We start from the raw sequence: 24,528 nt of genomic DNA, 5'->3' as shown, positions 1-24,528 counted from the left end.
GTATTTAATGACAATCTCAGGATAAAGCGGTGGCCTAATGTCTAGGAAAGTTGATGGAGCGCCGTATCAATTTCAATTGCAGCAGTCACATCAACGGTATTCAAAGACTAAACAATTACAAATAAAGGCTGACCAAATTCTACTGGCTGCCCGTTTTCAACTAATATTTGTTTTACGACACCTGAAAAATCAGATTCGATCTCATTAAGCAGTTTCATTGCTTCAATAATGCACAGCGTGTCGCCTTCTTTAATTGTCGCACCAACTTCAACAAAAGATGGGCTGCCCGGAGCAGAAGAGCGATAGAAAGTACCAACCATCGGTGATTTGACAATGTGACCAGCAGGAACTTCGGCCACAGGAGCTGCTGCCGCCGTTGCCGTTGTAACAGGCGCAGGTGCTGCGTAATGACCTTGCTGCATATTTTGTGGCATGTACATAACCTGTTGAGGTTGCTGTGCTGACGCCTTAACAATACGAACTTTGCCTTCGCCTTCAGTCACTTCTAGTTCGGAAATATCCGACTCAGCGACTAAATCTATCAACGTTTTTAGCTTACGTAAATCCATATGAATCCCCATTTTTGTATTGGATGTGTTTTTCTGAATCGCCGCAATTATAAGGTAATTAGCGGTAGATGGAAGAATTTAATGTTTTTGCAGTGCAAAATCTATTGCTAAGCGGTAACCATCAACCCCCAAACCGCAGATCACGCCTTGGGCTATTTCGGATAAAAAAGAGTGGTGACGAAAGGCTTCGCGTTGATGCACATTGGAAATATGCACTTCAATAAACGGGATCGCGACGCCAGCCAATGCATCGCGCAAAGCGACACTGGTATGAGTGAGTCCACCGGGGTTAATAATGATTGCATCCACATTTTGTTGTTTTGCAGCATGAATTCGATCAATCAGAACGCCTTCATGGTTGCTTTGCAAACAAGATAACTGCGCACCCGCTGCCAATGCTTGCGCAGTAGCGGCTTGTTCTAACTCTTGCAGGGTGGTTATGCCATATACCTGTGGTTCGCGGGTGCCGAGTAAATTTAGATTCGGTCCGTTCAACAGTAAAAGGTTTTTTGCCATTAATGAGTTTAAAAAGTGGATGAAAATTGTTGTAGTAGCTAAAGGTTAATTGAAACTAGGCTTGATGTAGTTTTTTTAGGACTAAACAACAAGCTAAGCCAATAAAACAATTAGAGCCAACAATCTAGTTCGATTAGCGATAGCGGCACTTTGCCACTTCAAAGCACGCTTGGCAAGAAAAAATACGCAAAAAATTGCTTTTAAGAAACGATAATTACGATATGTATTGTAAGTTTAGAAATTTGTGATGAACTGGGGAAATAAACTGGGTATTTAGTTAATTAAGTTGTTGGTTTGAATTGGTTTTTAAAAAATAGTTTGGGATGCTGCGAAACTGGCCGGGTTGCTCATGTGATGTGTGTTCCATATTTAATGCTCTCGCGTCGGTGCAGAACAATCTGAATTCTTAATCTTCAATTTAATCGCTATCGTCGGAAAGCTCGTCCTCAAATTCTTGTTTGGCTTCCTCCTTGCCCTCATTTGGTTCTCTATCACGGACAATGCCACCGTCAGTCTGATGCCATTGCCCCAACTTTGGTGGAGTTATTTGATTTCCCGTACCGTGTGCAGTTTGTATTCGTCCCAGTGCCGCTGCAAGCGCATCCCAGTCGACAGCACTTTCAGCATTCAACAAAGCTATATCAATACCTGCTAACTCCTTTGATCTTGGCGTTAAACTGCCATCCGTTACGTTCCCATCAAATCCTGCACCAGGATCGGTTCCTTCGGCGCGTGCATTAACAATGGGGCCCAGTTCAAGATTTGGTGCCCAGTTTTCCAACGCTTTCTTGGGGTCCGTAATTCCTGTTTCTCGCGTAATTGCGTGTAATGCGCTAGACATTGCCGGGGACGATGCGCTTTGAAACAAGCGCAGCATTCTTTTAATGCGGCTTCTGGATAATTTATGATGCAGGCTTGTTCCAGAGGACAATAATTTATTCGGACCGGCATTTCCTATAAGAACTGCCTTCTGCTTTTTAATCGACTCGTGCATCCACTTTGCCTTCTTAGTGGTAGAAGACGTATCGCTTGAGGTTGCCGTATCACTTCTCAGAACCGAGTTGGTTGCTGCATTCATACTTTGATACAACCCCAGTGTTTCATCGTCGAAATATTCAGCATAATTTTCAATAAACCACTTTTCACCACCTTCTTCATCCGTCCAATCCTGATCGAGGTAAACTTTTAATATATCGCTACTTCCCATTGCTAACAGCATCCGTGTTGGCGTCATCTCAGGTTTCTCAACATCATTTGCATCGGCGAATAATGCTACTTTTTCCATCAGAAAATTCAAGACTGTCTCTGGCACCGTCGATTTTATGTCAGAAACTTCAATTTCCTCTTTTGCATCGGTCTCAACTCGGCGCTTAATTTCGGCATTACCCATCATTAGATCAAATGCAAATTTTTCATCAATTACGGTGGGTTTTGGGGATTTTTTCGGCATTTTCCCGGTTATCAATGGCTGATAGAATACTTTTCCCTTTGAATGTTTAACAAAGGTGACTTCAAGCACGCCATCGTCGCCAGCCCATATTTTTATGTTCGCTCCTGCTTTCGGATCTTTGCTTAACATGAGCTGCTTTGTATCGGAGACAGAAATTGGACAAGCTTGCTTTTTCGAAGGCATAAGTTGCGCATTGCTTAATGCGCGGGCACCCATCAGATCCGCTTCAGCTTCCAAGCTTGCATCATCATTTATTGGCACACCTTCTTTTAACTGCGTCGTCGGTCTGACCCGCCCTTGCGCTTGTTGCACCACATGCCAAGCCTCGTGAGGTAAATGCTGCTCCTGTCCTGGTGCAACATGAATCTCACTGCCTTGTGCATACGCATGGGCATTCAGCTGCGAAGGTTTATCCGAGTCATAGTTGACCTTTACATGATCCATGCTCATACCAGAAAGCGACTCTATGCCTGCCTTGAGTTGATTAGGCAAGCCGGTGTTATTTGGCTTGGTTGCCGTGTGCTCAATCAGTTGTACGCTGTCTTCGATAGAGGAGGGCGCTGGAAGAAAAGCGTCTTTCCCCACTCTTTGCGTAGCCCTGAAATTGTCTTGCAATCCTTCGCCGACGGAGTCCGTGGTTTTTTTCATGGTTTGCATTGCACGCGGACTATTTTGTAACATGTCACTGCATGTTTTGAGTTGTCTGGCTTGAGCGCTGTTGTCCGCAATTTTTTGCAGCTGTCTTTGCGTTGCGGCTTGCGAGCGAAAATCGACGAAATCGGCGGCCAGCTGAGTCATAGGCTGTGATGCTGACTTTTTGCGGCGTTCATTTGATTCTGCTTTGGTTTGCTGCAAAGGTGCTGCTGTGCTCATTCGTTACCTCGTATGTTCTTGAAACAATGGAGAATTAGATTGGAAAGTTTATATTTGTTTTAAATAAAGAACAAATTTATATGTGGATTTGTGATTGCTGTCGGACACAAAGCTACTGCGTCCTTTTCGAATCACAGTGAGCGATCTATCGCAAACTCACTGTCTGACGTTTCCATACCGGATCTTGCCAGCGATAAAACAGGCTCAATGAAGCAGGTTGATCGGCAAAATTTTCCACTTGTAGCGTTTCCGTATTCACCACTTCAAAGCTACGTTTAAAGCGGCCATCCACCCGCGCTTCACGTGCTACCAGCATTTTAGTGGTGCCAGGCACCCAACCAGCAAATTCGGCATAACCCAGATCCGGATCGCTGATGGCAGGTGGCAGCACATCAATTATCCAACTGCCGTTTATCTGATGAAACAGCCATAGTTCGCGCCAACTTTCCATCGGTTGCACCGCCAGCGTCAATACAGACCCATTCACATTGGCGCGTGCTGATGCAGTCCAAACCACGCCGTAAGTGCAACGTTTGATTAGGGGGTTGCGTTGGTCGTGTTTATCATCGACTAACACCACGCAGGTTTCACCTGGTTGCCCAGCACTGGTTTGTATAGTTAAACCCGATTTTGCTGTGGTTACAGTTTCAGCAGCCCAACGGCTTGCGCCAACGCGCACCCCCGCTTCCGCATAAGCTGCATTATCTTCATTGGTAAATTCTTCTTTATTTACGCCAGCTAATTCCATTAATGCGCGGTTGGCGGCATCTTGCGCTGCTTCACCTTTACGGATGCGTTGATAAGCAATGCTGGACCAGACTGCGGCACGGCGCATGCGCAAACGGTTTTTTAAATATTCAGGCAAACCGGTTGGCACCACTCTATCCAACACCTCGGCGCGCCAAGCATCCAGGCTGTTACGTTCCATCGGCCGCATAGCCGGATCACTGCAATCTTGTCGGGTCAAGGCCAATGCAGCGCGGGCTTTTTGCTCCTCGCTGGAATTCATCGCCAGTACCCGGCGGAACGCTTCCCCGTCGTAACACAATTGCATGCGGCCATCGCGCTCATAGCCTTGAATTTTGATGCCGTATTGCGCCACCACGTCCAGGTGCGCCGCGATGATTTCGTCATTTTGTTTACTCTGACGCGTGGAAGCTCGGCGTGCCAGACGTTCGGCCATCGTGCCCAGCGCATCAAATGCTTCGGGGCTAATGGCTGTTGCGGGAGCTGCTTTTAAAAACGCGGCGGTATAACTGATTCCCAGTGCTTCGGCACCCGGCGTGTCGCGCAAAAATCGTACGACAGCCATGCTTTCCGGCGCGTCATCCGGTTGCAGAGAAACCAGGCGCACTTGCGACGCTTTGATGTAGCCAGCCCGTTCGCGGCGATGATCATAGACTTGCAGATAATCGAGCTTTTCGCCGCGAATTTCCAGGCTGTCACCTTGCCATAACACCGCCTGTTGTTGTGCCTGATCTTTCGGAGCTGCCCGTAATTGCGCCTGGTCTTGGGTAACGATGGCGATGAATGCAAGTGTCGCTAACATGATTATTGACCTTCCTGGTTACTTGTTTCAACTGCAGGTGCTTGAGCCTGTTCGGTTTTATTTCCCATGCCGAGTAAAGCTGATCCAATAAAACCGCCGTTAGCTGGAGGTGCCGCAATGATGACCGAAATTTTGTCCGATAATTTATCGGCCATGGTTTTTTGAATCAGCAAAGGATGTTTGGTTAATAATTCACCGTCCCGTTCCAGCTGGGCGCTGGCGACTTTGCCGACCAAGTCTTGACGATACGCTTCGGCATCAGCCAATTTACGGCGTGAATCAGCTTCACCGGTGGCTTCAATTACGCGTGCCTGGGCGGTGCCTTCCGAGGTTTTAATCCGCGCTACTTTTTCTGCTTCGGCTTCATACTGGCGTTGTTCAATTTGCTTTTGCTTGAACGGTAAAACGTGCGTCATCGCTTCTTCTTGCGCTTTGGCTGCAATAATTTGCTCATTCCCGGCGGCTTCTGCGGCAGTTTCACGTCTGACTTTATCGGCTTCGGCTTCCAGCGCGGTTTGCTTAACCTGTTTGTCTTTCAGATCCAGCGTGTATTTCATTTTTTCTGTTTCCAGCTCGGCAGAAAGTAGCTTTTCCATACCGTTTTTATAATCTTGCGGCAGATCGATTTTACCCATCATCACACTGCGCAACAGAATGCCGTCAGCGGCCAGTTTGGGTTTGAGTTCGGCTTCAATCTGCTGTTGAATTTCCTGACGTTTGGAAGAGAAAATTTCTCGCACGGTATAGCGTGTAAATGCTTTATAAATTACGCCTTGTACTAATGGCTCGACAATTTCACCGTTAATATCTTGTGGCAGGCTTTTCGACATGCCAGCCAGCCGGCTTGAATCCAGCGCATAGCGTATCGTTAAATCCACCCCCAGGGACAAACCTTCTATTGACTGAAACGGCGCTTCACCGTCAGATTTGCTACTTTTTACCGGGCGATACAGTTGGTCTAGCAAAGAATATTGGCGCAATTCAACCACGCCCGGTACGATCACCACCATCCCTTCATGGATTAATTCGCTGCTGCCTGTGAGTTGATTAATCCGCACGCCAATCTGACCGCGCTTGATATAACTCACAGGCGGATGGTTATACACACCGTAACCGATTGCGCCAACCACACCTAAAATCACAAGGCTGGAGAATTTGCCGGATGCCAGTGAGATGACTGCACGGCTACCAGATTTAATCCCTGCTGCGCCGCTGCTGGCAGCGGAAATCAATGTAGTAGAAACAGCGTGCACCAACGGTTTTATACGGTTCAACATGACAGCGCTCCTTAAAAAGATGAATGAAAAATTACTCGATTCGGGAGCAGTGTCTGGTTGAAGTTTGGCACTGCTTTTCCCTGATACAGATCATGCCTCGCCTTGCGCGGAGCATTCAATGTAGTCGCAGGGGCAGAAACATCACTGGGCGGCTGCGCTTTATCCGGACTGTGAGGAAAAGCTCACAGCCAATTTATGACTTTTTTAGAAAAAGCGTGGATACTCCTAAAATCAGAGAACTTGCCGGAATAAAATATGCTAAAAGTCGCCGTTATTGAAGATGATCTTCCGACCAGTAATCAACTCAAATCCTGGATTGAAGCCGCAAAACCCGGCATCAAAATAGACCAATGGCATACCCGCGACGAAGCGGAAGCCGCTATTAGCCGCGAAAAATATGATTTGATCGTGCTCGATATTGAGCTTGGTCGCGAACGTCATGCCGGGGTCGCTATCATTAATGCGATCAACAAGCATCACGCCACGCCGGTACTGGTGGTATCCGCCATGCCCGCCACTATTTACCGCAGCATCATGAAAGCACTGGATGCCTGGGATTACCTGCAAAAAGCGACCTTTGAAGAGGCCGATTTTATCGATACGTTTTTAGAGATGTTACGTTCGGTAAAAGAGCGCAAACAGCAAATTGATAAGCCGGCCGCAGCAGCGGATGAGCTGAGCATGGACCCATTGCGACAGCGTTCGCCGATCTGGCGCGGTCAGCGCATCAACCTGCCATTGACTGCTCAGCGGATTTTGGCAGCTTTGTTTGCCAGTCGCGGCCAGGTGGTGTCTTATGACGAGTTATTCCAGGTCGTGAAAAGTGGCCGTAATCGTGACAATATCCGCAAGCATGTGAGCACCATACGTGAAGCATTTCGTGAAATTGACGCTAATTTTGAATGCATAGAAAACGTTCCGATGCGCGGTTTTCGTTGGGTCGATAGCGCCAATGGCGGTAACTAAGTGGAGGCAATGAATATGCTGTTGACGTCATTCGCGCCATATCGCCTGCGTCTGTTGTTTCGTGGCGCATTTTTATTATTGGCATTGGCAACCGTGGCATTGGCGCTCTCTGTTTTGCAGCAGGAAAAACAGCTTAGTTACAATAATTATCAAACCAGTTTTAAAAAATCGCAGCAGCAAATTTCTGCCACGTTGCGCCATCCGGTCGGGCAACTGGCTTTGCTTAATCCGCCTGGAGATAAAAAAGGAACGGGATTGCATCCGCTGCTACTCCCTTTTTCTGCGTTGGATTTTGATGACCAAAACAAGGTGCAACAAGCTATCACCATGTCGGGTTGTCTGGTGCAATACGGCAGCAGCGGCTCGCTCTGTGTTGGTATTGGTAATAACCCGTGGGCAGGCGGCTTCATCTACGCAGCGGGTAACTTCAATAGCGCTACGCTGGTGCCACATCAGCGCGGTGACCTGATGCTGAATCAGTCACATCGGATCAAAGTCAGCGTCACTTTACGCGGACAATCCTATCGCTGGATTGCGCCATTTGAAGTAGATGCGCCCAATAGAATGCAAGGCTTGCGCGGTAGGTTTACGGGTTTTTGGGAAGACGACGCCAATAAACCCAATGCCAGACCGGTAAAAGAATTTCGCGGTTGGGTTTGGCAAAAAGCAGTTTGCAATCAGATTGAGTTAGATGATGCTGACGCGGCGTGTAAAAAGAATGCGTTTTTCTCGTTACGGTTGCCGATTGCGGTATTACAAGATGCATTGTTTGAAAAAAAGCGCCCAGTTTGGCCGCCCGAAGATCTTGATCAGATACAGGTACAACTTTCTGTACTGGCGCCGAACAGCGACGAAGTGCTGTTTGACAGTAGCAGCGTACCGACTGCCGCGCCATTTTCATTGGGTGAGTTGCAGTCCAGCTTATTGCCGGGCGAAACATTGCGAATACGCAAATTAGCAGGTCAGAATGATTTAATTAAACTCGCCGGCATAGTTGATAACGCAGACGATTCGTGGAATTTATTGACTCGCTTAATTCGTCGCTTACCGGTAGGTGAATTTGATCAACCATTAGATAGCGTGGAAGAAATCAGCACACCGCTGGGTAATTATGAAGTGATTTTACAGGGTGACGTGCGCAGCGTAAGTAAAAGCTTGAGCGTCGTCGCCAGTCGGATTTCCTGGTATGTCGGCGGGATGTTGCTGGCCTTATTATTAGCCTGGTTATTTATCGAGATTGGCATTATTCATCGCATTACCTTGCTCACCAAACGGGCGTCGTCATTATCAAAAACGGTGAAAGGCGCGGGCGGCTTGGAGCGTTTTGATGTTAGCGATTTACGCAGTTCAGATGAATTAGGTATCTTGGCCAGCTGTTTGCATGATTTACTGCGACGGGTAAAAGAAGATGTGGAACGTGAGGCGATCCGTGCCGAACAGGAAAAAGAAATGTGGCATGCCGTTGGTCATGAAATTATGTCGCCGCTTCAATCTTTAATGGTTTTGCATGGCACTAATGAAGATCCGAGCAACCGTTACATCAATCGTATGCAGCAGGCGATTCGAGTCCTGTACGGGAGTGCTTCACCGAGCGAAGCGTTTCAATCCACCGTTTTGCAAGTTACCGAAATCGACATCACCACATTCTTGAAACATGTCGCCAGCAATGCGCCTTGTGTGGGAATTACCCAAGTAGAATTTATCGGAGCTGACCTGCCCGTGATGGTACGAGCCGATGATTATTCGCTGGAAGATGTCGTTACGCATGTGTTGCGTAATGCTGAGCGTTATCGCGTAGCTGGCAGTGCTATTACCATGAGTTTGATCACCAGTGAAACGGCCGCTAGTATCACTATTCATAATCAGGGGCCGCAAATTGCGCTGGAATTAATTGATAAGATTTTTGAATATGGCGTTTCGGATCAACATGATTCGGGCGCGAATGGTAATCGCGGCCAAGGCTTGTTTGTCGCCAAAACCTATATGGCCAAAATGGGCGGCACGATTAGTGTTGAGAATGTAAGCGATGGAGTTAGCTTTACGTTGAGTTTGCAACGGGGCGTTAGTTAAAAAATACTGGGTAATGGCATGTGTAAAGAGTGGCTAATATCTGAATCTCTATACTTAGTTCGTTAGTTCTGGTTGATTAAATTATGGACCGGTGCTGGAATGTTCGGCCTGATTCCATTTGCAAGAAGGGGAAAACGTTTACGTGGCTGATAACTAATCCTAGCAATAGGATTTAAGTAAAACACGAAATACTTAATTACCCTGAGCCTTACATTGCTCCACCGACACACCTCATGGAGCTGATCCCTTTCTTCCTTAGTAATATAAATAATTCAAAACTTAATGAAAATAGCGGTAATTTTATTTTCATTGCGACGCAGAGCGCTCGTCGACACGTAATTCCTAGTAAACGCATATAATAATTTCTTTACAAAAAATCCATTTATGTGACATTTTCACCATTAAGAATAAACAAGTTAATTTTTGTAGAAGGCGGTTTGCTCTTTAATGTAGAGAAATATTATTTTAGTTAATTAGGAATTACATGCAACGAAAAACAATAGCACCCTCCGTATTTTGGGCTTTATCTGCCAAGTAATTGAGACCAAGCCTCCGACTCCGCGCAGTCATCACCATGATTGCGCGGGTTCGGAGGCTTTGCTTTTAGAAAAAATAGCAAATCATTGTCATTTCTATTGCCAATGAATTACGCACGAATTTATCAGAGTAAAAAACATGAAATTTCCTCTAAAACCCTTTGTCATTTTTCTTGCTGCCGCACCGTTCTCAGCCATTGCGCAAGAAGTAGTATTGGATGCCATCGTCGTAACCGGGCAGAAAATTGATGTTCAGTCGTTTAGCGGAACCGATGTTGATGCGGCCAGTTTGGCATCGCAACGTCCAGTTAGTAGCGACACGGCAAGCTTGTTGCAAGACGTTCCCGGTATTAGTCTGTACGGTGCGGGCGGTATTTCAAGCCTGCCTGCCATTCATGGCATGGCCGATGACCGGGTACGGATTCAGGTGGATGGCATGGGGCTCGTGTCTGCCTGCCCCAATCATATGAATTCGCCGCTTTCCTATATTGATCCGACCAATGTGGACATCATTAAAGTCTATACCGGTATTACGCCAGTCAGTGCCGGTGGCGACAGCATCGGCGGGACGATTCAAGTTAATTCAGCCGCGCCGGAGTTTGCCCGCAGCGGAGAGGGGACTCTGTTGAAAGGGCAGCTCGGTGCCTTTTATCGCAGCAATGGCGATGGTTACGGCACTAATCTTTCAACAACACTCGCGAACGAATATCTGAATCTGACCTACAACGGTTCCACGGCACAGTCGAATAACTACCGAGCCGCGCAGGATTTTAAAGCGGCAGGGCCAGCCGCGGCCGATCGTGGCTGGCTGGCGGGAAATGAAGTGGGTTCGTCTGCCTATAAATCAGAAAATCACGAGCTTGGTCTGGCATTACGTCACGAGAATAATTTGCTTGAGTTTAAAGCTAGCATGCAGGATGTTCCTTATGAACTGTTCCCGAATCAGCGCATGGATATGACGGAAAATAATAACAAGCAATTTAGCCTGCGTTATACCGGGCAGTTTCAATGGGGTGATCTGGAGACGCGAATCTATGAACAGACGACCCGTCATAAAATGCAGTTTGGCGAAGATAAACAACTTCAATATGGCACGGCACTTGGTATGCCGATGGAAAGTTCAGGCAAAAACAGAGGCGCGCTAATTCAGGGAAATATACTTCTTTCCGCAAGAGATACGATCAAACTGGGTAGCGAAATTCAAAATTTCCGGCTCAATGATTGGTGGCCGGCGTCAATGGACACGGTTGGCGGAATGGGACCGGGTACGTTTCAGAATATTAATAACGGACAGCGCGACCGAGCAGCATTTTTTGCAGAATGGGATGCCAGCTGGAGTCCGCAATGGTTTAGTCAATTAGGCCTGCGCAGTGAAATGGTAAAAATGAATGCCGGTGCGATACAGGGTTATAACGACAGGCCGATGTATGCAGACGATGCAGCAGCGTTTAATGCACTGGATCATCAACGTACCGATCACAATCTGGACCTGACCGCGTTGGCGCGTTATACGGCCAGCCCAACGCAAACGCTGGAGTTGGGCTATGCCCAGAAAACCCGCTCGCCTAATCTGTATGAGCGTTATACCTGGTCGGCCATGACAATGGCAGCAGTGATGAATAATTTTGCCGGTGATGGTAACGGTTATGTCGGAAACATTAATCTCAAGCCCGAAGTGGCTCATACGGTTAGCGCCACATGGGACTGGCATGATGCGGATAAAGAACAATGGAATTTAAAGGTGACTCCTTACTATACTTACGTGACAGATTATGTTGATGCCCAGCGTTGCCCGCTTTCGTTCTCATCTAATTGTACGGTTGCTAATCAGACTGCCACAACCGGCTTCGTCAATCTACAATATGTAAATCAAACTGCCCAGCTTTATGGCATGGACGTTTCTAGTCAAATGAATCTGGGTGAATACGCTGGTTATGGCAGTTTTGTTGTGAATGGTGTGTTGAATTACACACGAGGCAGCAATCTGACTACGGGCGACAATTTGTACAACATTATGCCGCTTAATACCAAATTGGCTGTGGTGCAAAGTGTGGGTAATTGGAGTAATACCGCTGAGTGGCAATTGGTGGCTGCTAAAAACCGTGTGTCAGAAGTTAGAAATGAAAATCAGACCGGCGGTTATGCTTTGTTTAATCTGCGCAGTAGTTATACTTGGGGCAACGCGCGTTTCGATATCGGTATCGATAATGTGTTTAATCGCTTTTATGGTTTGCCACTTGGCGGAGCTTATATCGGTCAGGGAAAGACCATGTCGGCCAATGGCATTCCTTGGGGAGTACCGGTTCCGGGTATGGGGCGGTCTATTTCTACGGCGTTTAATCTTAAGTTTTAAGATTGGTATTGCTTAGTTATGTGGTCTGACATCCAGTTATTTTTATAGAAAAATAACTGGATGTCAGATCAGCCTCTGGCTTTTAACACGTTGTTACCAAATAGTTTTAACGTGTGCATAGGCTCGAATTTTTTCATCTTTCGTCACCAACGTGGCGGCCAATTTTCTGGCGGTTGCGACGATCATTCTGTCGGCCGGGTCTTTATGAAAATCACCTGGTAACTTAACAGAGTTCATCGCAACCTCTACATCTACCGGCATAAAGTGCAGCGCATCAATTTTTGCCACGGTCGCCAGCCAGCTTGCCACATCCATGGATAAAAATAATCTGCCACGCTCAACCAGCATGGCAATTTCCCAGGCACTGATGCTGGAAACGATTATTTCGCCATCCACCATTTCTTTGTTTATCGCGGCTTTGGCTTTTTTACTTAACAAGGGATCGCCAGTGACCCACCATATCAGCGTATGCGTATCTAAAACGATCACTGAGCCGCCTCCCATTCATCATCAGCGATTGGATCTGTCGGGTTGTCATAACGCACTACTGAGCCGCGCAAAACGTCAAGCGGCAGGTGTTCAGTACTACGATAGGGGCGAACTTCTAAGGTAGGTTTGCCGTGGTCAGTCACAATGACACTTTGCCCTGACGCTTCAACTTGGCGGAAAAACTCAAGGGCTTTGGCTTTAAATTCTGATTTTGAAACTTGGTTGCTGTTCATATTATGCCTATAGTCATATTGCTGTAGTCATATTAGTCTAATTCAGGGGCTTATACAATTAGACAAATAACGGATTTTTTCTTTGCGATTTTCATTAAGACTAATAGATGTCGCGCCGCATTGGCGATGTGCTCAAGGGTAGCAAGTTGGGTGAATTCTGGAAATACCGGGTCGGCGACTGGTATTTGATTTGTGAAATCCGCGCGAGGCGTACCGATGATGAGCGTATCGCTTCAAATCAATCCACTGGGTTGGCTGCTTCCGAAAAGGCTGGAATACTCCCCTATTTGTATGATAGTTAGACTTGATTCCTTGGTGCGTCACTTACTTCTTGCAGTTTTTGATGGGAGTAGAAAAATTCATTGTTAGCTTGAGGGTAACCGTAGCCATTTCGTTGAACAACATGCCGTGGGCAGTCAGGCTGCCGCCATCATTTGAAAATTGGCCAGACACAATCGCATTCAAATTTTCTTGAGCGTGAACCTCAAAGTTTATCTTTCCAGATTTAGGATCCAGCATCAGATTGTCTGCGACAACGACATGCGTACTCCCATCCGTGTATTCATAAATAAGTGTGTCGCCATCGATTAGTCTACGCAACGTAATGCGATTTCCGTAAAGATCGCCACTAATTGAGGATGTGCAAAAATCCGAATAAACGAATATACCGTAACGAGGTATATCTTTCGCGGACGCAAGGCTGTTGCAAAAACAAAGTAGCATGGCAAGTCCGATGAACTGAAAAACTTGACTCCTTTTACGTATATAAGATTATCTTTCTTCCAAAAAATGGGATCAACTTTAACATTCCACAACTCTCTAAACCCTCAAGGCAAGGTCGATGCACCCATTCTGCGCACGATTAAATCGGTGCGTTTTTGCAGATACGCTGAACCGCGATTCTGGTCGTAGAAACGAGGGTTGGGTAGCATGACTGCTAATCTGGCGGCTTGGCTTGCGCTTAAGTTCGCGGCGGAAATTCCGTAGTAATGGCGGGCGGCGGCTTCTGCTCCGTATATGCCGTTGCCCCATTCGACTACGTTTAGGTAGATTTCAAAGATGCGTTCTTTATCCATTACCGCTTCCAGCATGAAGGTAATGATGAATTCTTCGCCTTTGCGAATATAGCTGCGCTGACCGGATAGGAATAAGTTTTTTGCTAGTTGTTGGGTGATGGTTGAACCGCCGGATACTACGCGTCCTTTTTTGGTGTTTTTTTCGTAGGCTTTTTGCATGGCGTTCCAATCTATGCCGTCGTGCTCAGAAAAATTGGCGTCTTCGGAGGCGATGATGGCGCGTTTTAATTGGTTGGAAATGCGGTCGTAGGGGAGCCATTGTTGCTGTAATTGGGCATCAGGTTTTTTTTCTCTGATTATGGAGAGTTGGTGGCGCATGAAGGAGGTTGAGCTGGGGTTGTGGTTGATCCACCAGCAGATTTGGGCGAAGAAATAGAGTTGGATTAGGATGAGTAGTAGTAATACGCCTAGGATTATTCTTCTTAATAGTTTCATTGTTCGGGTTGTTCCAGATTTTATTTTTTGATTAAATTTACTAGCGCGATTGATTTTTGGCTTGGGGCCGGTGGTAGACCGGCGGCTACTCACTTTTTTTGTCTCGCCAAAAAAGAGTAAGCAAAAAAAGGCGACCACGCTATTTCGGAAACCCCGATTTTTCACAGGAAAAATGGGAAAAGTTCGAAACTCGCCTGCGGCTCAAACAGCGAACCTTTCTTATCCATTTTCCCTGTGAAAAACCGGCCGAACTAGAAGTGGATGTAAGTCAAAAACAACTTCAAAAGCAACGTCAACACCAACCGGAACACCCATTAAATAGCGCGGCTCATATTTCTAGTTAATAACTCACTCGTATCTGGCCTCATTCCCCGCCAAACATAAAAAGCTTCCGCAGCTTGCTCCACCAGCATGCCCCAGCCGTCACGGGTTTGTGCTTGGTGCTTTGCTGCGTGTTGCATAAATACGGTGGGCTGGTCGGAGTACATCATGTCGTAGGCTAAGGAATTGCTGTTGTATGCCGTGTCTGGAATTGGGGGGATTTGTGCTGCGATGCTGGCGGAGGTAGCGTTGATGATTACGTCAAACTGACCTTTGATTTGGGCGAACTCGCTGCTGCTGATTTGCCCGAAGCTGCTAAATTGTTCGGCTAGTTGCTGGGCTTTTTCTATGCTGCGGTTGGCGATGATTAGTTCGGCTGGCTGGCATTCTAGTAAAGGTAATATCGCGCCACGGGCTGCGCCGCCAGCACCTAATAATAATATCCGTTTGCCTTGCAATGTCACACCGGCATTCCGTACGATGTCGCTAACCAGGCCGCAACCGTCGGTGTTGTCGCCGATGATTTTTTGGCCTTCAAAGCACATGGTATTGACGGCTCCGGCGGCTTGTGCGCGTGGAGTTAATGCTGTGCACAGGTTAAAGGCTTCCAGCTTAAATGGTAGCGTTACGTTGGCACCGCGGCCGCCGTCGTTGATGAATTGTTTTACGGTTGCTGCAAAACTATCTGGCGGAGCTAACAGGGCACGATAGCAGATGGCTTGCTGGCATTGGGCGGCAAAGGCGGCGTGCAACAAAGGTGATTTGCTGTGCGCCACCGGGTTGCCTATAACCGCATACTGATCCAGCGGCTGGCTTGCCTTATTTTGCATCTTTTAACTCGGTGATTAAATCGAGATCATGGGTAAATTTAAAGCGGGTAATGACTATCCATAAATCGTCTTTGTCGCTTGAGCGCATATTTTGTGGGAAGGTGCCAAACGGTCCGGCATGTCTGACTATGCGTAACGCGGCTTTGTCCAACGCTTTGTTGCCGGATGATTTTTCAATGCGCGGGCCGCCTTCTTTTTCATAAATGGTGCCGTCTTGAAAAATGGGAATGTAGACGATTAATTCTCCATATAATTTTTCACCATTTTTTTCCGGAAACTGCATGGTGCCCATGTCTTCTATGCGCTTTTGCATGTTTTTATAGTACATCGCGTAGCCAACCGCTTTGGTGCTCGGGGTGATAAACGTTTTGCGTGGGCGCTTGTTTTGGTCTTCAATCGTTTGCGCAATTTCTGCCTGCATACGGGTGAGAGCTTTATGGGATTCAGATTGATCGTCGCCGCTAATTACGGGTTTGGGTGCATCAGTCTTGGTTTTATCCAGCACTGTAGGCACTTTAAACGACGCTTTATCCGCTTGCGATAATAAATGATCCTGAAGATTTTCTAATTCTTCAATCCGGCGTTGCGTTTTACGAATGGCATCACCGTCTTCGCTGGTATGCATATCTGGAATCGGCGACTTGGCGCGGCCATCGTCGGCATTACCGCCGCCATCCAAATTGGCTTGGGCTAAGGCTTGGGCTTTTAGTGGCGCGTGGTCATGCTTGGCATTCACCAAGATCACGTCCAAGCCGGGATCGGTGGCGACCGGAGGCAGTGGTGGTGGATCCACAAAGTGAATGAGTAGTAACACCGCATGGGCTAATAGCGATGCGATGATGGCGATAGTGAAAGTCGGATTTTGCAAGATTGGGGTACGCCTAAAGTTACAATGAGCTAAATTAATTGCACTATGGCAAACTTTGTATTTATTGTCAAAGTTCGCCAGCTAAACATTCATCAAACACGCATCACTCTGTTGCGTCTCTATATAGCAGCATGATTATGGTTCCGGTTGATGGGTATCGGTGGATAGCTCAGGTATTTCTGGCGTACTTAGACTATCATTTTCGATCTCAGTCGCTGTTTCGTCCGCTATTTCGTCACCAATCTCATCGCTACTCTCTTCTTGATCCGCTTCAGTTTCTTCTTCGTCGATAGTCAATGCCGTATCCGGGCTGGACAGTAATTCCAGGAAGCGTGCTTCCAGCGTTAAGTCGACTTCATCCCAGCCAATAATGTCGAGCATGACGCGCGAACCACGCGGCATGCTCGGCAGACCGGATAAGCGGATTACTAACGGAATATCAACCAGACGCAGCAAATCTTCTTTCATCACCAGCGCTTCTACGTGTTTAGCACGCTGCGCTTGCCATTCTTGTGCAAACCAGCGCAAGCACCAATAGCGTTCCATACTGGACTGGAAGTCGTTATAGCCGGAATACATCGCATCGAAGGCCGAAACAATCGCAAACAAGGTCGCGTCACGTGGTTTAAATGGCGCGACTAACGGTGCAGTAACACCGTGTTGAATACACGCCATGATTTGCCATTGATTGACTAAATCGGTGTAGCGACGCAACGGTGATGTGCTCCACGCGTATTGGTCTACGCCCAAATTATGATGCGGTGCTGCGTGAGTCAGCATTTTGACTTGCATGCGTGCTGCCCAACCGCCGTTACCTACGCCCTGGCTGCGGTAAATACCGGGAATGCCATGGTCGTTCATCAGTTTGCCCCAGGTGCTATTGGCAAAAATCATTAATTCAGCGACGATTTTATCTAACGGCGAGCCGCGTTTTCTGGCGACGATAGAAACGACATCGTCTTCCACATAAAAATTAAAATCGGTGCGATTATTTTGCTCCGGCTTTAAACCAAAACCAGCGCGTTTCAGGTTGCGCCCCTGCTCTAAAGATTGCGCCCATTGCCACAATACGGCAATGTCCGCTTTATGCGGATAGTCGCCTTCGTTGGCGGCTAGTGCTTCTTCTGTCACCAGTTCATCCAGCGTGTTATTGCGCAAATTTTCTGAAATTGGCACTGCTTCAATTTTGCTTACGGTGCTAATTAATGACCAGTCGGCCGGATTGACTGTGGCGTATAACGAAACGGCAGGGCGGGTCTGGCCTGCGCCCAAGGTATATATTTCTACCAGTTCGTTCGGCAACATGGTGATTTTGTCGCCTGGCATGTACACCGTTGACATGCGGCTGCGGGCGATGTTGTCAATGGCGTCTTCGCGGTTAATTCCCAAGCCAGGAGCCGCAATGTGGATACCGATTTGCAGCATGCCGTCGGCAAGCGTTTTGACCGATAAGGCATCATCGATTTCGGTGGTGCTAATATCATCAATTGAAAAAGCGGCGACATCGGCGATGGGTAAATTTTTAGGTAATTCAGGCGGCGTGACGTTGCCCATTAAGTGGCTAAAGCCAGTGCCTTTTGGGAAAAAATCAAATAGAAATTTGGAAAAATGCAGGTCTTTAGCGCTGGCAATGCCGCCGGTAGCCAACATTAAACGTTCCGGGCTGGTGTGCAATTCTTGACATGCCGCAGCCAGTGCTTTGTATTCCAGCGTATTTTTGTCTGGTTTGTACAGTAATTGCTGCGCCATCGCCTGCATACTAGACGGCAAAGTTCCTGCCTTTAATTGTTCAACGTAGTCAGCTTGGATTATTGCCTGCTGTTTTTTCTTTTCTATCCCGGCCAACGCCGCTTGCACGGACGCAGCAGGAGCGGCTTTGTAGTGGCCGCGCCCCTTTTTATAAAAGTAAATCGGTGCGCTGTGCAAGCGGAAAATCAAGCCGGCGCTTTGGGCTGGTGATAGCGTTGCGCCAAAATATTCTTTACCTAAATCGGCATAACCAAACTCTTCCAGACCGGCGACTTCCCATAAAAAATCCAGGTCGATCTCTTCGGCAATCACATGTGCTTCGCGCAGCAACTGTTCTGCGCTCGGCGCGGCGAACTGAATTAATACGTCGCGGCTTTTTACTTTGCAGCGTTTGCCGCTGGCGAGTTCCACCTGATATGAATCGGGCGTTTGCGACATGACTGCGCCAGCTTTAAAGTCGCCAGATTCTTCAAAAAATACGTTCATTAAATTCGTCGTTTCTACTTAATATGAGTGGTAAGGTCCGCAATGGCGGGTAAAAATAATTCGGTCACCAACATCACGCCGCCACGTCTGAAAAATAGCGAGCGGCGCGCAAATAAAGGCTGATCAAACTTTTTGTTTGTTAATAGTTGTGCTCTGCGCATGGCAGGGTGATTGGGCTGCAAGCGCGCAAATTGCAACGCGCCGCGCACTACTTGCGGATCACCGAACAAGGTGCTGCCTAACGATTTTTCACCCAAGGCTTTAAATAGCGGCCATTGGCTGGCGGTAGAACTTAAGGGTAAAACGGTGTGCGCATAAATTGCCGGTGCATCGTCGCAGCGCAGTAATACTTCCCGCGCATGTACTTTGCTGGCTTTGCTTAAGCCAATTTCTGTGTATTCATCCGCCCAACAAAAATCATGTTGCTGATAAACGCGCTGCACCCGGAACTTGCTGCTATGCGTGATTAATTTAGCCGTCAGTGAGCCGGCATCAGTCAGCCAATGCCGCATGGCTTTTGGCGCCTGCACATGGTTGACGTGATGATGCCATTGCGCTTTCCTGGCGGCTTGTTTGGCCAGCATTACTGAGCACCGTCCATAGCACCGTCGCAAAATTCCATCACCTGATCGAGATAATCGGCAAACTCAGAAATACCATGATCGCTGCCGGTAATAATGTGTTGTTTTGCACCGAGATAGTGCGCCACCATTTCACACCAGTCGAGCACTTCATCGCCGGTGGCGGCGAGTAAAAAATAGCGCTCTGGTTGGGTAATCTGATTAATCGAAAACTGCGATAACTCTTGCGCATATTCCTGGGTAAACTCAAACACGTCATCGCTGTGATACATGGTGGTGACACCGATGTAGGCAGCTAAATCACGCGGCGGTTTAACAGCTGGGTTTAATAACACAGCGCGGCAGGATAATTTTTCGGCCAAATAGGTAGCGTAATAACCGCCTAGTGATGAACCGATGATGGTTAATTCGGACGGATCAATCTGCTCGCATAGTTGCAGGCATAACGCTATTGCCGATTGGGGTGATGCAGGTAATTGCGGGCACAAATATTCTTCTGCGCGGCCAGTTTCCTGGAGTGTTGCGCGGATCATTTGTGCTTTAAATGAAGCGGGCGAAGAACGAAAGCCGTGTAAATAAAGAATCATGTTAACTCGGCTTGGGTTGGATGGTTAAAGGGTACAGATAAATTCGTAGCTAGACTATCCACCAATTTTTGATGGATACCGCCAAAGCCGCCATTGCTCATAATTAAAATATGGTCTCCTGGTCGTGCTTGCGCCAATAGCGCATTTTGCAATGCCGATAAATCGCTGAAAGTGGTGACGCGCTCACCTAACGGAGCCAGACTTTCTGCTAAATCCCAGCCTAAGGTATCGCGCCCTTGCAGGGCACCGTAAGCAAACACCAAATCAGCCTGCTCCAAACTGCCCGGTAAAGCGGCTTTCATGCTGCCGAGTTTCATTGTGTTGGAACGCGGTTCCAGCACAGCTAAAATGCGCGCCGTACCTACTTTTTTACGCAAGCCGGCAATGGTGGTGGTGATGGCAGTTGGGTGGTGGGCAAAGTCGTCATAGACGGTGATGTTGTTGACGACGCCGCGTACTTCCATGCGCCGTTTAACGTTTTCAAAATGGCTGAGTGCTTCCAGCGCAAGTTCCGGCGCGATGCCAACATGATGTGCCGCTGCAATCGCCGCCAAGGCGTTTTGGCGGTTATGTTCGCCCTGTATTTGCCAGACTAATGGCCCATAAGCGCGTTCTTTAAAGAGCACCTCATCGCCAACAAAATGCCAGCCATCGGCCACGCCAAAAAATGTTTTCTCGCTCCAGCAACCGCGTTGCAAGACTCTTTGCAATGCCGGTTCCTGACCATTAACGACTAATTGACCAATGCCAGGTACAGTGCGTACTAAATGGTGGAATTGGGTTTCAATCGCGGCCAGATCGGGGAAAATATCGGCGTGATCGTATTCGAGATTATTCAAGATCGCAGTTTTTGCGCGGTAATGAACGAATTTGCTGCGCTTGTCAAAGAAGGCCGAGTCGTATTCATCGGCTTCAATGACAAAAAAGTTGGAAGCCGGCTTGGTGGCATCTGCACCCAATCGAGCCGAAATACCAAAATTATTTGGTACGCCGCCAATTAAAAAGCCAGGTTCATAGCCGGCTTCCTGCAGTATCCAGGCCAGCATTGCTGACGTGGTAGTTTTGCCGTGAGTACCTGCCACAGCTAGTACCCACTTACCGGTAAGGATATGTTCACCCATCCATGCTGGGCCTGAACAATATGGCAGGCCGCGATTTAAAATGGCTTCCATTAATGGATTGCCGCGGACTATGGCATTGCCAACTACATATAAATCAATGTCTTGATTAATTTGTTCCGGGTCATAACCTTCAATTAATGTGATGCCTTGTTCGCGCAATTGCGTGCTCATAGGCGGATACACATTGGCATCGCAGCCGGTGACGGTATGGCCGGCTTGTTGGGCTAATACTGCTAACCCGCCCATAAAAGTGCCGCAAATACCAAGAATATGAATACGCATAAAAGGTTATGTCCTCGCTTCTCAAGCGTAATTGCAATCGCAATCGATTGCTCAAAAAAAATAATCCCGTCATTTTACCTGTTGTGCAGGCTTAGGTTATCATTACAAACGCTAGTTTTTGAACTGATTTTATGAAGCATCTTTCTCCGCAACCTGTGATTGTTGAATCACACACAACGCAAAAGCAAGATTTACGTAATGAAATAGCCACGATTGCGGCTCGATTCATCGCGGAAGATGGCGCAACTTATGCCATTGCCAAGCAAAAAGCAGCGCAGCAAGTGTTGGGTTCCAGCAAAATTAATCACGATAGCTTGCCTGACAATAGTTTGATTGAGCAACAAGTTCGCCTATATAACCAGTTATTCTTTGCCGATAGCCAGCCTGCGCGGTTGTTGTATTTGAGAAAGTTAGCGCTGACTCTACTGCAAGAGCTGGAGCAATTTAATCCCCACTTAACTGGTGCGGTGCTGAATGGCACGGCCGGTGAGCATAGCGAAATTTTTATCCAGTTGTTCGTCGATAACAATAAGGAAGTCGCTATTTACTTATTGAATCAACGGATTCAGTTTGAAGTGTCTGAAACGTTGCAAGGGCATCAATCGAGACAACAGGAGGCGCAAGAAACCTTGAGTTTTATGCGTGCGAATGAAGTAATACATTTAGTGTTATTTGCCAGCGATGATGTGCGTCGCTTGTCTACTAAAAAAATGCCTCGCGCTAACGCTAGCGCACTCCAACATTTAATTGAAGAAAGTTTACCCACATGAAATCACGTTTTTTAATTACCAGTCTGGTTGCAATTGTGTTCGGCGGTTTTGGACTGTATTTTTCCAGCTTGCATGCTGAAAAACCGCAAGTCAGCGACGCTTTATATGCCAGTAGCTTGCCGACTGTGCCCGCAGCACCAAACGGCGCAGCCAAGTCACTCGCTGAATATCGTAATAAGGTAGTGGTTGTCAATTTTTGGGCTACCTGGTGCGGACCCTGTGTGCAAGAGATGCCGGAATTGTCGGCTATGCAAACTGAATTGGCCGCCAAGAAAATCAGCTTTATCGGGATAGGTATCGATAGCCCGGACAGCATGGCTGAATTTGCTAAAAAATATAAAATTACTTACCCGCTATTTGTTGCTGGCATGTCCGGTACGCAGCTTGCTACCGACTTGGGAAACCGGTCCGGCGGCCTGCCATTTACCGTAATTCTGGATAAGTCCGGCGCTGTCGTTAAAACCTACCGTGGCCGTTTGGATATGACGCAATTGCGCCAAGATATTTTGGCAGTTAAATAGGGTTTTTCATTTGAGAATGTTCTTGAATTGTTTTTGCATTTGTGCGCCAGTGGAAAACTTAGCAATGGAGATAAAAAATGCTGTCAAAAAACAGCATTTTTACAATGCAAAAATCGATTGAATTCGTTAGATTTTATGCCGTTTTTACTCAAACTTTGATCTTGCAAGTATCCCAAATAACACTGCACCAACAGTTAATGCGCCGGCTGCCACGAACAGCGAAGCCGTAAATGAACCTGTCAGTGTGACTAAGTGAGTGGCCAGCGGCGGCCCGCTAATTTGGCCGATTCCATAAATTGCAGTCAATAACCCCATCAAGCGGTTAGCCGCATCGCCGCGCAAACGGCGTGCATCGCGCATTACAAAAAACACAATCGCACTAAACGGTAATCCAACAAAAATACTGCTCAAAATAAAGCCCAGCACATTCGGCAATAAAATCACAAACAATACCCCAGTTGCTTGCGTTATATAGCACAGCATTAACATGCTGCGGTTATCTATATGCATTGGGACGCGGGTAGTTAAGGCGGCACCAATCGCAATTGACGCACCAAGCATAGGCCAGAATAAATCCGGCCAAACCGAATTGGGTAGCGCTATGCGTGCCATTACCGGTAAAAAAGTAGCGGTGATAATGTAGCCAAAACCGGCTAGGCCATAGCCAAAAATCAGCCAACGGGTTTGGTGTTTTAATTGTTCAGCGCTGAGTTTTGCTGCGTGTAAATGGCGAGGTTTAATGGATGAATTCGTATCTGTATTGATTGATAAATGTTCGGAAAAAATAGGCCAGATAACGGCGCTGAGTAACAACGCCATGACCCCAAATACCAACCAGCCGCGTTGCGCTGACCAATCGGCAGCAACCATAAATGTCACTGGAATTCCGGTAATTAAAATCCCCAATCCGGGGCCTGTATAAATGATCCCACCCAAGGTAGGAAAGCCCAGTTGCGTCAAGCGCTGCATGCACCAGCCTGAAGTAAATACAAATACTAGCGCGCTGGCGATACCTGCCAAAGCCCGTAACAGAAGCAAGCACCATAGCTGAGACGAAAAGCTCATCCATAGTGTGAATACCGTGGTTGCAACAAGTCCAATGCGAATAAATCGGGTCGGATGTTTGTGAAACACCATGCACAGTAGCGCGCCAATAAAATAGCCGATGTAATTTGCAGTAGCCAGCCAGCCGCCTTGCGTGAGGTTGACTAGCTTATCGTGCAACATCATTGGCAATAATGGAGAAAACGCAAAGCGTCCAATACCTTGCGCTACCCCTATCGCCAATATGCCGCATAGCGCAATTTGCCAAGCCTGGCGGTGATTAGAATTTTGCGACACTATCTTCCGTCACGACGTCGAACGGTTACGGTTTCGCCAGCAATTCCCCAATTATCGGTATCAACTTCATCAATTGTCACAAACGTGGTTTGCGGATTTTTACCGAGGATATCGACCAATAGTTGTGTAACGCCTTTGATTAGTGCTGCTTTTTGTTCGGCGGTTGCGCCTTCGCGGGTGATTTTGAAGTTTACGTAGGGCATGGGAATCCTTAACTTTTTGAAAGGGTTTAAATTGTAAACTATTAATTAAATTGCTGTATTGCACGGGATTGGTTGAAATGTAGTGATGATGTGGGGGGCAGTTGATTTTGTAGTTGTAGTTGTAGTTGTAGTTGTAGTTGTCGTTGATCTTGACGTTGACGTTGACGTTGACGTTGATTTTGACCTACCCCCACTTCTAGTTCGGCCGGTTATTTAACGGATAAATGGATAAGAAAGGTTCGCTGTTTGAGCCGCAGGCGAGTTTCGAACTTTTCCCATTTATCCGTTAAATAATCGGGGTTTCCGAAATAGCGTGGTCGCCTTTTTTGGGTTACCTTTTTTGGCGAAGTGTATAGACGTGAGACATGGGTAACACCTGTATCAGGACATAGGTAACACTATTGGGCATCAAGAATGATGTCCAATCGGAGCCGCCATTATGACCTGGAATACAGCCAATACTATGGACTTACGTT

Annotated in this window: 23 protein-coding genes; 6 read left to right on the top strand and 17 right to left on the bottom strand. The window is 47.2% G+C overall.

What is annotated here, in order from left to right:
- Positions 1–107 precede the first annotated feature (107 nt).
- The 5 genes from accB to S2091_RS19540 all read right to left on the bottom strand — a co-directional run bounded on the left by accB (position 108) and on the right by S2091_RS19540 (position 6,234).
- On the bottom strand, positions 108–569 hold the full coding sequence (gene accB / locus S2091_RS19560; protein WP_105533651.1) for an acetyl-CoA carboxylase biotin carboxyl carrier protein: 462 nt from the start codon (positions 567–569) through the stop codon (positions 108–110).
- A 78-nt stretch (positions 570–647) separates the two neighbouring features.
- The gene (aroQ, locus tag S2091_RS19555) at positions 648–1,085 is read right to left on the bottom strand and encodes a type II 3-dehydroquinate dehydratase (protein WP_105533650.1); all 438 of its coding nucleotides are present in this window, start codon (positions 1,083–1,085) and stop codon (positions 648–650) included.
- 418 nt (positions 1,086–1,503) lie between these two features.
- A complete protein-coding gene (locus tag S2091_RS19550; protein WP_243405502.1) occupies positions 1,504–3,408 on the bottom strand; it encodes an eCIS core domain-containing protein in 1,905 nt (634 codons plus the stop codon).
- A 145-nt stretch (positions 3,409–3,553) separates the two neighbouring features.
- Positions 3,554–4,957 (bottom strand): hypothetical protein, encoded by a 1,404-nt coding sequence (locus S2091_RS19545; RefSeq protein WP_165795042.1) that lies wholly within the window; start codon positions 4,955–4,957, stop codon positions 3,554–3,556.
- A gap of 2 nt (positions 4,958–4,959) precedes the next feature.
- Positions 4,960–6,234, bottom strand: coding sequence for an SPFH domain-containing protein (locus tag S2091_RS19540; RefSeq protein WP_105533648.1), 1,275 nt, complete (start codon positions 6,232–6,234; stop codon positions 4,960–4,962).
- Positions 6,235–6,489: 255 nt separating this feature from the next.
- Here S2091_RS19540 and S2091_RS19535 point away from each other — a divergent pair, with 255 nt between their 5' ends.
- The 3 genes from S2091_RS19535 (at position 6,490) to S2091_RS19525 (ending at position 12,159) form a co-directional block, all read left to right on the top strand.
- The gene (locus tag S2091_RS19535) at positions 6,490–7,200 is read left to right on the top strand and encodes a response regulator transcription factor (RefSeq protein ID WP_105533647.1); all 711 of its coding nucleotides are present in this window, start codon (positions 6,490–6,492) and stop codon (positions 7,198–7,200) included.
- 9 nt (positions 7,201–7,209) lie between these two features.
- Entirely contained in the window at positions 7,210–9,270 is a 2,061-nt protein-coding gene (locus S2091_RS19530; protein ID WP_105533646.1) for a sensor histidine kinase, read from the top strand.
- A 675-nt stretch (positions 9,271–9,945) separates the two neighbouring features.
- Entirely contained in the window at positions 9,946–12,159 is a 2,214-nt protein-coding gene (locus tag S2091_RS19525) for a TonB-dependent receptor (protein ID WP_105533645.1), read from the top strand.
- Between the two features lie 93 nt (positions 12,160–12,252).
- Here S2091_RS19525 and S2091_RS19520 read toward each other — a convergent pair whose 3' ends face one another.
- Complete coding sequence (locus S2091_RS19520; protein ID WP_105533644.1) at positions 12,253–12,648, bottom strand: type II toxin-antitoxin system VapC family toxin; 396 nt, start codon at positions 12,646–12,648, stop codon at positions 12,253–12,255.
- Positions 12,645–12,881, bottom strand: coding sequence for a type II toxin-antitoxin system Phd/YefM family antitoxin (locus S2091_RS19515; RefSeq protein ID WP_105533643.1), 237 nt, complete (start codon positions 12,879–12,881; stop codon positions 12,645–12,647). The genes S2091_RS19520 and S2091_RS19515 overlap by 4 nt, the downstream gene beginning before the upstream one ends.
- A gap of 107 nt (positions 12,882–12,988) precedes the next feature.
- Here S2091_RS19515 and S2091_RS24550 point away from each other — a divergent pair, with 107 nt between their 5' ends.
- Positions 12,989–13,183 (top strand): type II toxin-antitoxin system RelE family toxin, encoded by a 195-nt coding sequence (locus tag S2091_RS24550; RefSeq protein WP_243405501.1) that lies wholly within the window; start codon positions 12,989–12,991, stop codon positions 13,181–13,183.
- A gap of 22 nt (positions 13,184–13,205) precedes the next feature.
- On the opposite strand, the gene S2091_RS24115 is transcribed toward S2091_RS24550, so the two are convergent.
- From S2091_RS24115 to mpl, 8 genes are all read right to left on the bottom strand, one after another.
- On the bottom strand, positions 13,206–13,400 hold the full coding sequence (locus S2091_RS24115) for a hypothetical protein (RefSeq protein ID WP_165795040.1): 195 nt from the start codon (positions 13,398–13,400) through the stop codon (positions 13,206–13,208).
- Between the two features lie 308 nt (positions 13,401–13,708).
- Positions 13,709–14,392, bottom strand: coding sequence for a monofunctional biosynthetic peptidoglycan transglycosylase (mtgA, locus tag S2091_RS19500; protein WP_105533688.1), 684 nt, complete (start codon positions 14,390–14,392; stop codon positions 13,709–13,711).
- Between the two features lie 314 nt (positions 14,393–14,706).
- Positions 14,707–15,543: a shikimate dehydrogenase gene (aroE, locus tag S2091_RS19495; protein ID WP_207769755.1), complete on the bottom strand. Its 837-nt coding sequence runs from the start codon at positions 15,541–15,543 to the stop codon at positions 14,707–14,709.
- Positions 15,533–16,411: a TonB C-terminal domain-containing protein gene (locus S2091_RS19490; protein ID WP_243405500.1), complete on the bottom strand. Its 879-nt coding sequence runs from the start codon at positions 16,409–16,411 to the stop codon at positions 15,533–15,535. Before S2091_RS19490 ends, aroE begins: the two co-directional genes overlap by 11 nt.
- Positions 16,412–16,546: 135 nt before the next feature.
- A complete protein-coding gene (locus tag S2091_RS19485) occupies positions 16,547–18,646 on the bottom strand; it encodes a ribonuclease catalytic domain-containing protein (RefSeq protein WP_105533640.1) in 2,100 nt (699 codons plus the stop codon).
- 14 nt (positions 18,647–18,660) lie between these two features.
- A complete protein-coding gene (locus S2091_RS19480; RefSeq protein WP_105533639.1) occupies positions 18,661–19,230 on the bottom strand; it encodes a chorismate--pyruvate lyase family protein in 570 nt (189 codons plus the stop codon).
- Positions 19,230–19,814, bottom strand: a complete 585-nt coding sequence (locus tag S2091_RS19475) for a YqiA/YcfP family alpha/beta fold hydrolase (RefSeq protein ID WP_105533638.1) — start codon at positions 19,812–19,814, stop codon at positions 19,230–19,232. Before S2091_RS19475 ends, S2091_RS19480 begins: the two co-directional genes overlap by 1 nt.
- On the bottom strand, positions 19,811–21,217 hold the full coding sequence (gene mpl / locus S2091_RS19470) for a UDP-N-acetylmuramate:L-alanyl-gamma-D-glutamyl-meso-diaminopimelate ligase (RefSeq protein ID WP_105533637.1): 1,407 nt from the start codon (positions 21,215–21,217) through the stop codon (positions 19,811–19,813). Before mpl ends, S2091_RS19475 begins: the two co-directional genes overlap by 4 nt.
- 131 nt (positions 21,218–21,348) lie before the next feature.
- Between mpl and S2091_RS19465 the strand changes: the two genes are divergently transcribed.
- Together S2091_RS19465 and S2091_RS19460 are read left to right on the top strand one after the other, a co-directional pair.
- Complete coding sequence (locus tag S2091_RS19465) at positions 21,349–21,987, top strand: hypothetical protein (RefSeq protein ID WP_105533636.1); 639 nt, start codon at positions 21,349–21,351, stop codon at positions 21,985–21,987.
- Positions 21,984–22,508, top strand: coding sequence for a TlpA family protein disulfide reductase (locus S2091_RS19460; protein WP_105533635.1), 525 nt, complete (start codon positions 21,984–21,986; stop codon positions 22,506–22,508). Before S2091_RS19465 ends, S2091_RS19460 begins: the two co-directional genes overlap by 4 nt.
- A gap of 144 nt (positions 22,509–22,652) precedes the next feature.
- Here the strand turns inward: S2091_RS19460 and S2091_RS19455 are convergent, their stop codons facing one another.
- Together S2091_RS19455 and S2091_RS19450 are read right to left on the bottom strand one after the other, a co-directional pair.
- Positions 22,653–23,849: a YbfB/YjiJ family MFS transporter gene (locus S2091_RS19455; RefSeq protein ID WP_243405499.1), complete on the bottom strand. Its 1,197-nt coding sequence runs from the start codon at positions 23,847–23,849 to the stop codon at positions 22,653–22,655.
- Positions 23,849–24,052 (bottom strand): tautomerase family protein, encoded by a 204-nt coding sequence (locus tag S2091_RS19450; RefSeq protein WP_105533633.1) that lies wholly within the window; start codon positions 24,050–24,052, stop codon positions 23,849–23,851. The genes S2091_RS19455 and S2091_RS19450 overlap by 1 nt, the downstream gene beginning before the upstream one ends.
- Between the last annotated feature and the right edge of the window lie 476 nt (positions 24,053–24,528).

It is taken from the genome of Solimicrobium silvestre (genome assembly GCF_002976435.1).
In the GTDB taxonomy this organism is placed as follows: domain Bacteria; phylum Pseudomonadota; class Gammaproteobacteria; order Burkholderiales; family Burkholderiaceae_D; genus Solimicrobium; species Solimicrobium silvestre.
This window is presented reverse-complemented; position numbering and strand designations above follow the sequence as displayed.

Coding starts and splice junctions, on each gene's coding strand:
- accB (WP_105533651.1), bottom strand. CDS start 569: ATGGATTTACGTAAGCTAAAAACGTTGATAGATTTAGTCGCTGAGTCG.
- aroQ (WP_105533650.1), bottom strand. CDS start 1,085: ATGGCAAAAAACCTTTTACTGTTGAACGGACCGAATCTAAATTTACTC.
- S2091_RS19550 (WP_243405502.1), bottom strand. CDS start 3,408: ATGAGCACAGCAGCACCTTTGCAGCAAACCAAAGCAGAATCAAATGAA.
- S2091_RS19545 (WP_165795042.1), bottom strand. CDS start 4,957: ATGTTAGCGACACTTGCATTCATCGCCATCGTTACCCAAGACCAGGCG.
- S2091_RS19540 (WP_105533648.1), bottom strand. CDS start 6,234: ATGTTGAACCGTATAAAACCGTTGGTGCACGCTGTTTCTACTACATTG.
- S2091_RS19535 (WP_105533647.1), top strand. CDS start 6,490: ATGCTAAAAGTCGCCGTTATTGAAGATGATCTTCCGACCAGTAATCAA.
- S2091_RS19530 (WP_105533646.1), top strand. CDS start 7,210: ATGAATATGCTGTTGACGTCATTCGCGCCATATCGCCTGCGTCTGTTG.
- S2091_RS19525 (WP_105533645.1), top strand. CDS start 9,946: ATGAAATTTCCTCTAAAACCCTTTGTCATTTTTCTTGCTGCCGCACCG.
- S2091_RS19515 (WP_105533643.1), bottom strand. CDS start 12,881: ATGAACAGCAACCAAGTTTCAAAATCAGAATTTAAAGCCAAAGCCCTT.
- S2091_RS24550 (WP_243405501.1), top strand. CDS start 12,989: ATGTCGCGCCGCATTGGCGATGTGCTCAAGGGTAGCAAGTTGGGTGAA.
- S2091_RS24115 (WP_165795040.1), bottom strand. CDS start 13,400: ATGCTGGATCCTAAATCTGGAAAGATAAACTTTGAGGTTCACGCTCAA.
- mtgA (WP_105533688.1), bottom strand. CDS start 14,392: ATGAAACTATTAAGAAGAATAATCCTAGGCGTATTACTACTACTCATC.
- aroE (WP_207769755.1), bottom strand. CDS start 15,543: ATGCAAAATAAGGCAAGCCAGCCGCTGGATCAGTATGCGGTTATAGGC.
- S2091_RS19485 (WP_105533640.1), bottom strand. CDS start 18,646: ATGAACGTATTTTTTGAAGAATCTGGCGACTTTAAAGCTGGCGCAGTC.
- S2091_RS19480 (WP_105533639.1), bottom strand. CDS start 19,230: ATGCTGGCCAAACAAGCCGCCAGGAAAGCGCAATGGCATCATCACGTC.
- S2091_RS19475 (WP_105533638.1), bottom strand. CDS start 19,814: ATGATTCTTTATTTACACGGCTTTCGTTCTTCGCCCGCTTCATTTAAA.
- mpl (WP_105533637.1), bottom strand. CDS start 21,217: ATGCGTATTCATATTCTTGGTATTTGCGGCACTTTTATGGGCGGGTTA.
- S2091_RS19465 (WP_105533636.1), top strand. CDS start 21,349: ATGAAGCATCTTTCTCCGCAACCTGTGATTGTTGAATCACACACAACG.
- S2091_RS19460 (WP_105533635.1), top strand. CDS start 21,984: ATGAAATCACGTTTTTTAATTACCAGTCTGGTTGCAATTGTGTTCGGC.
- S2091_RS19450 (WP_105533633.1), bottom strand. CDS start 24,052: ATGCCCTACGTAAACTTCAAAATCACCCGCGAAGGCGCAACCGCCGAA.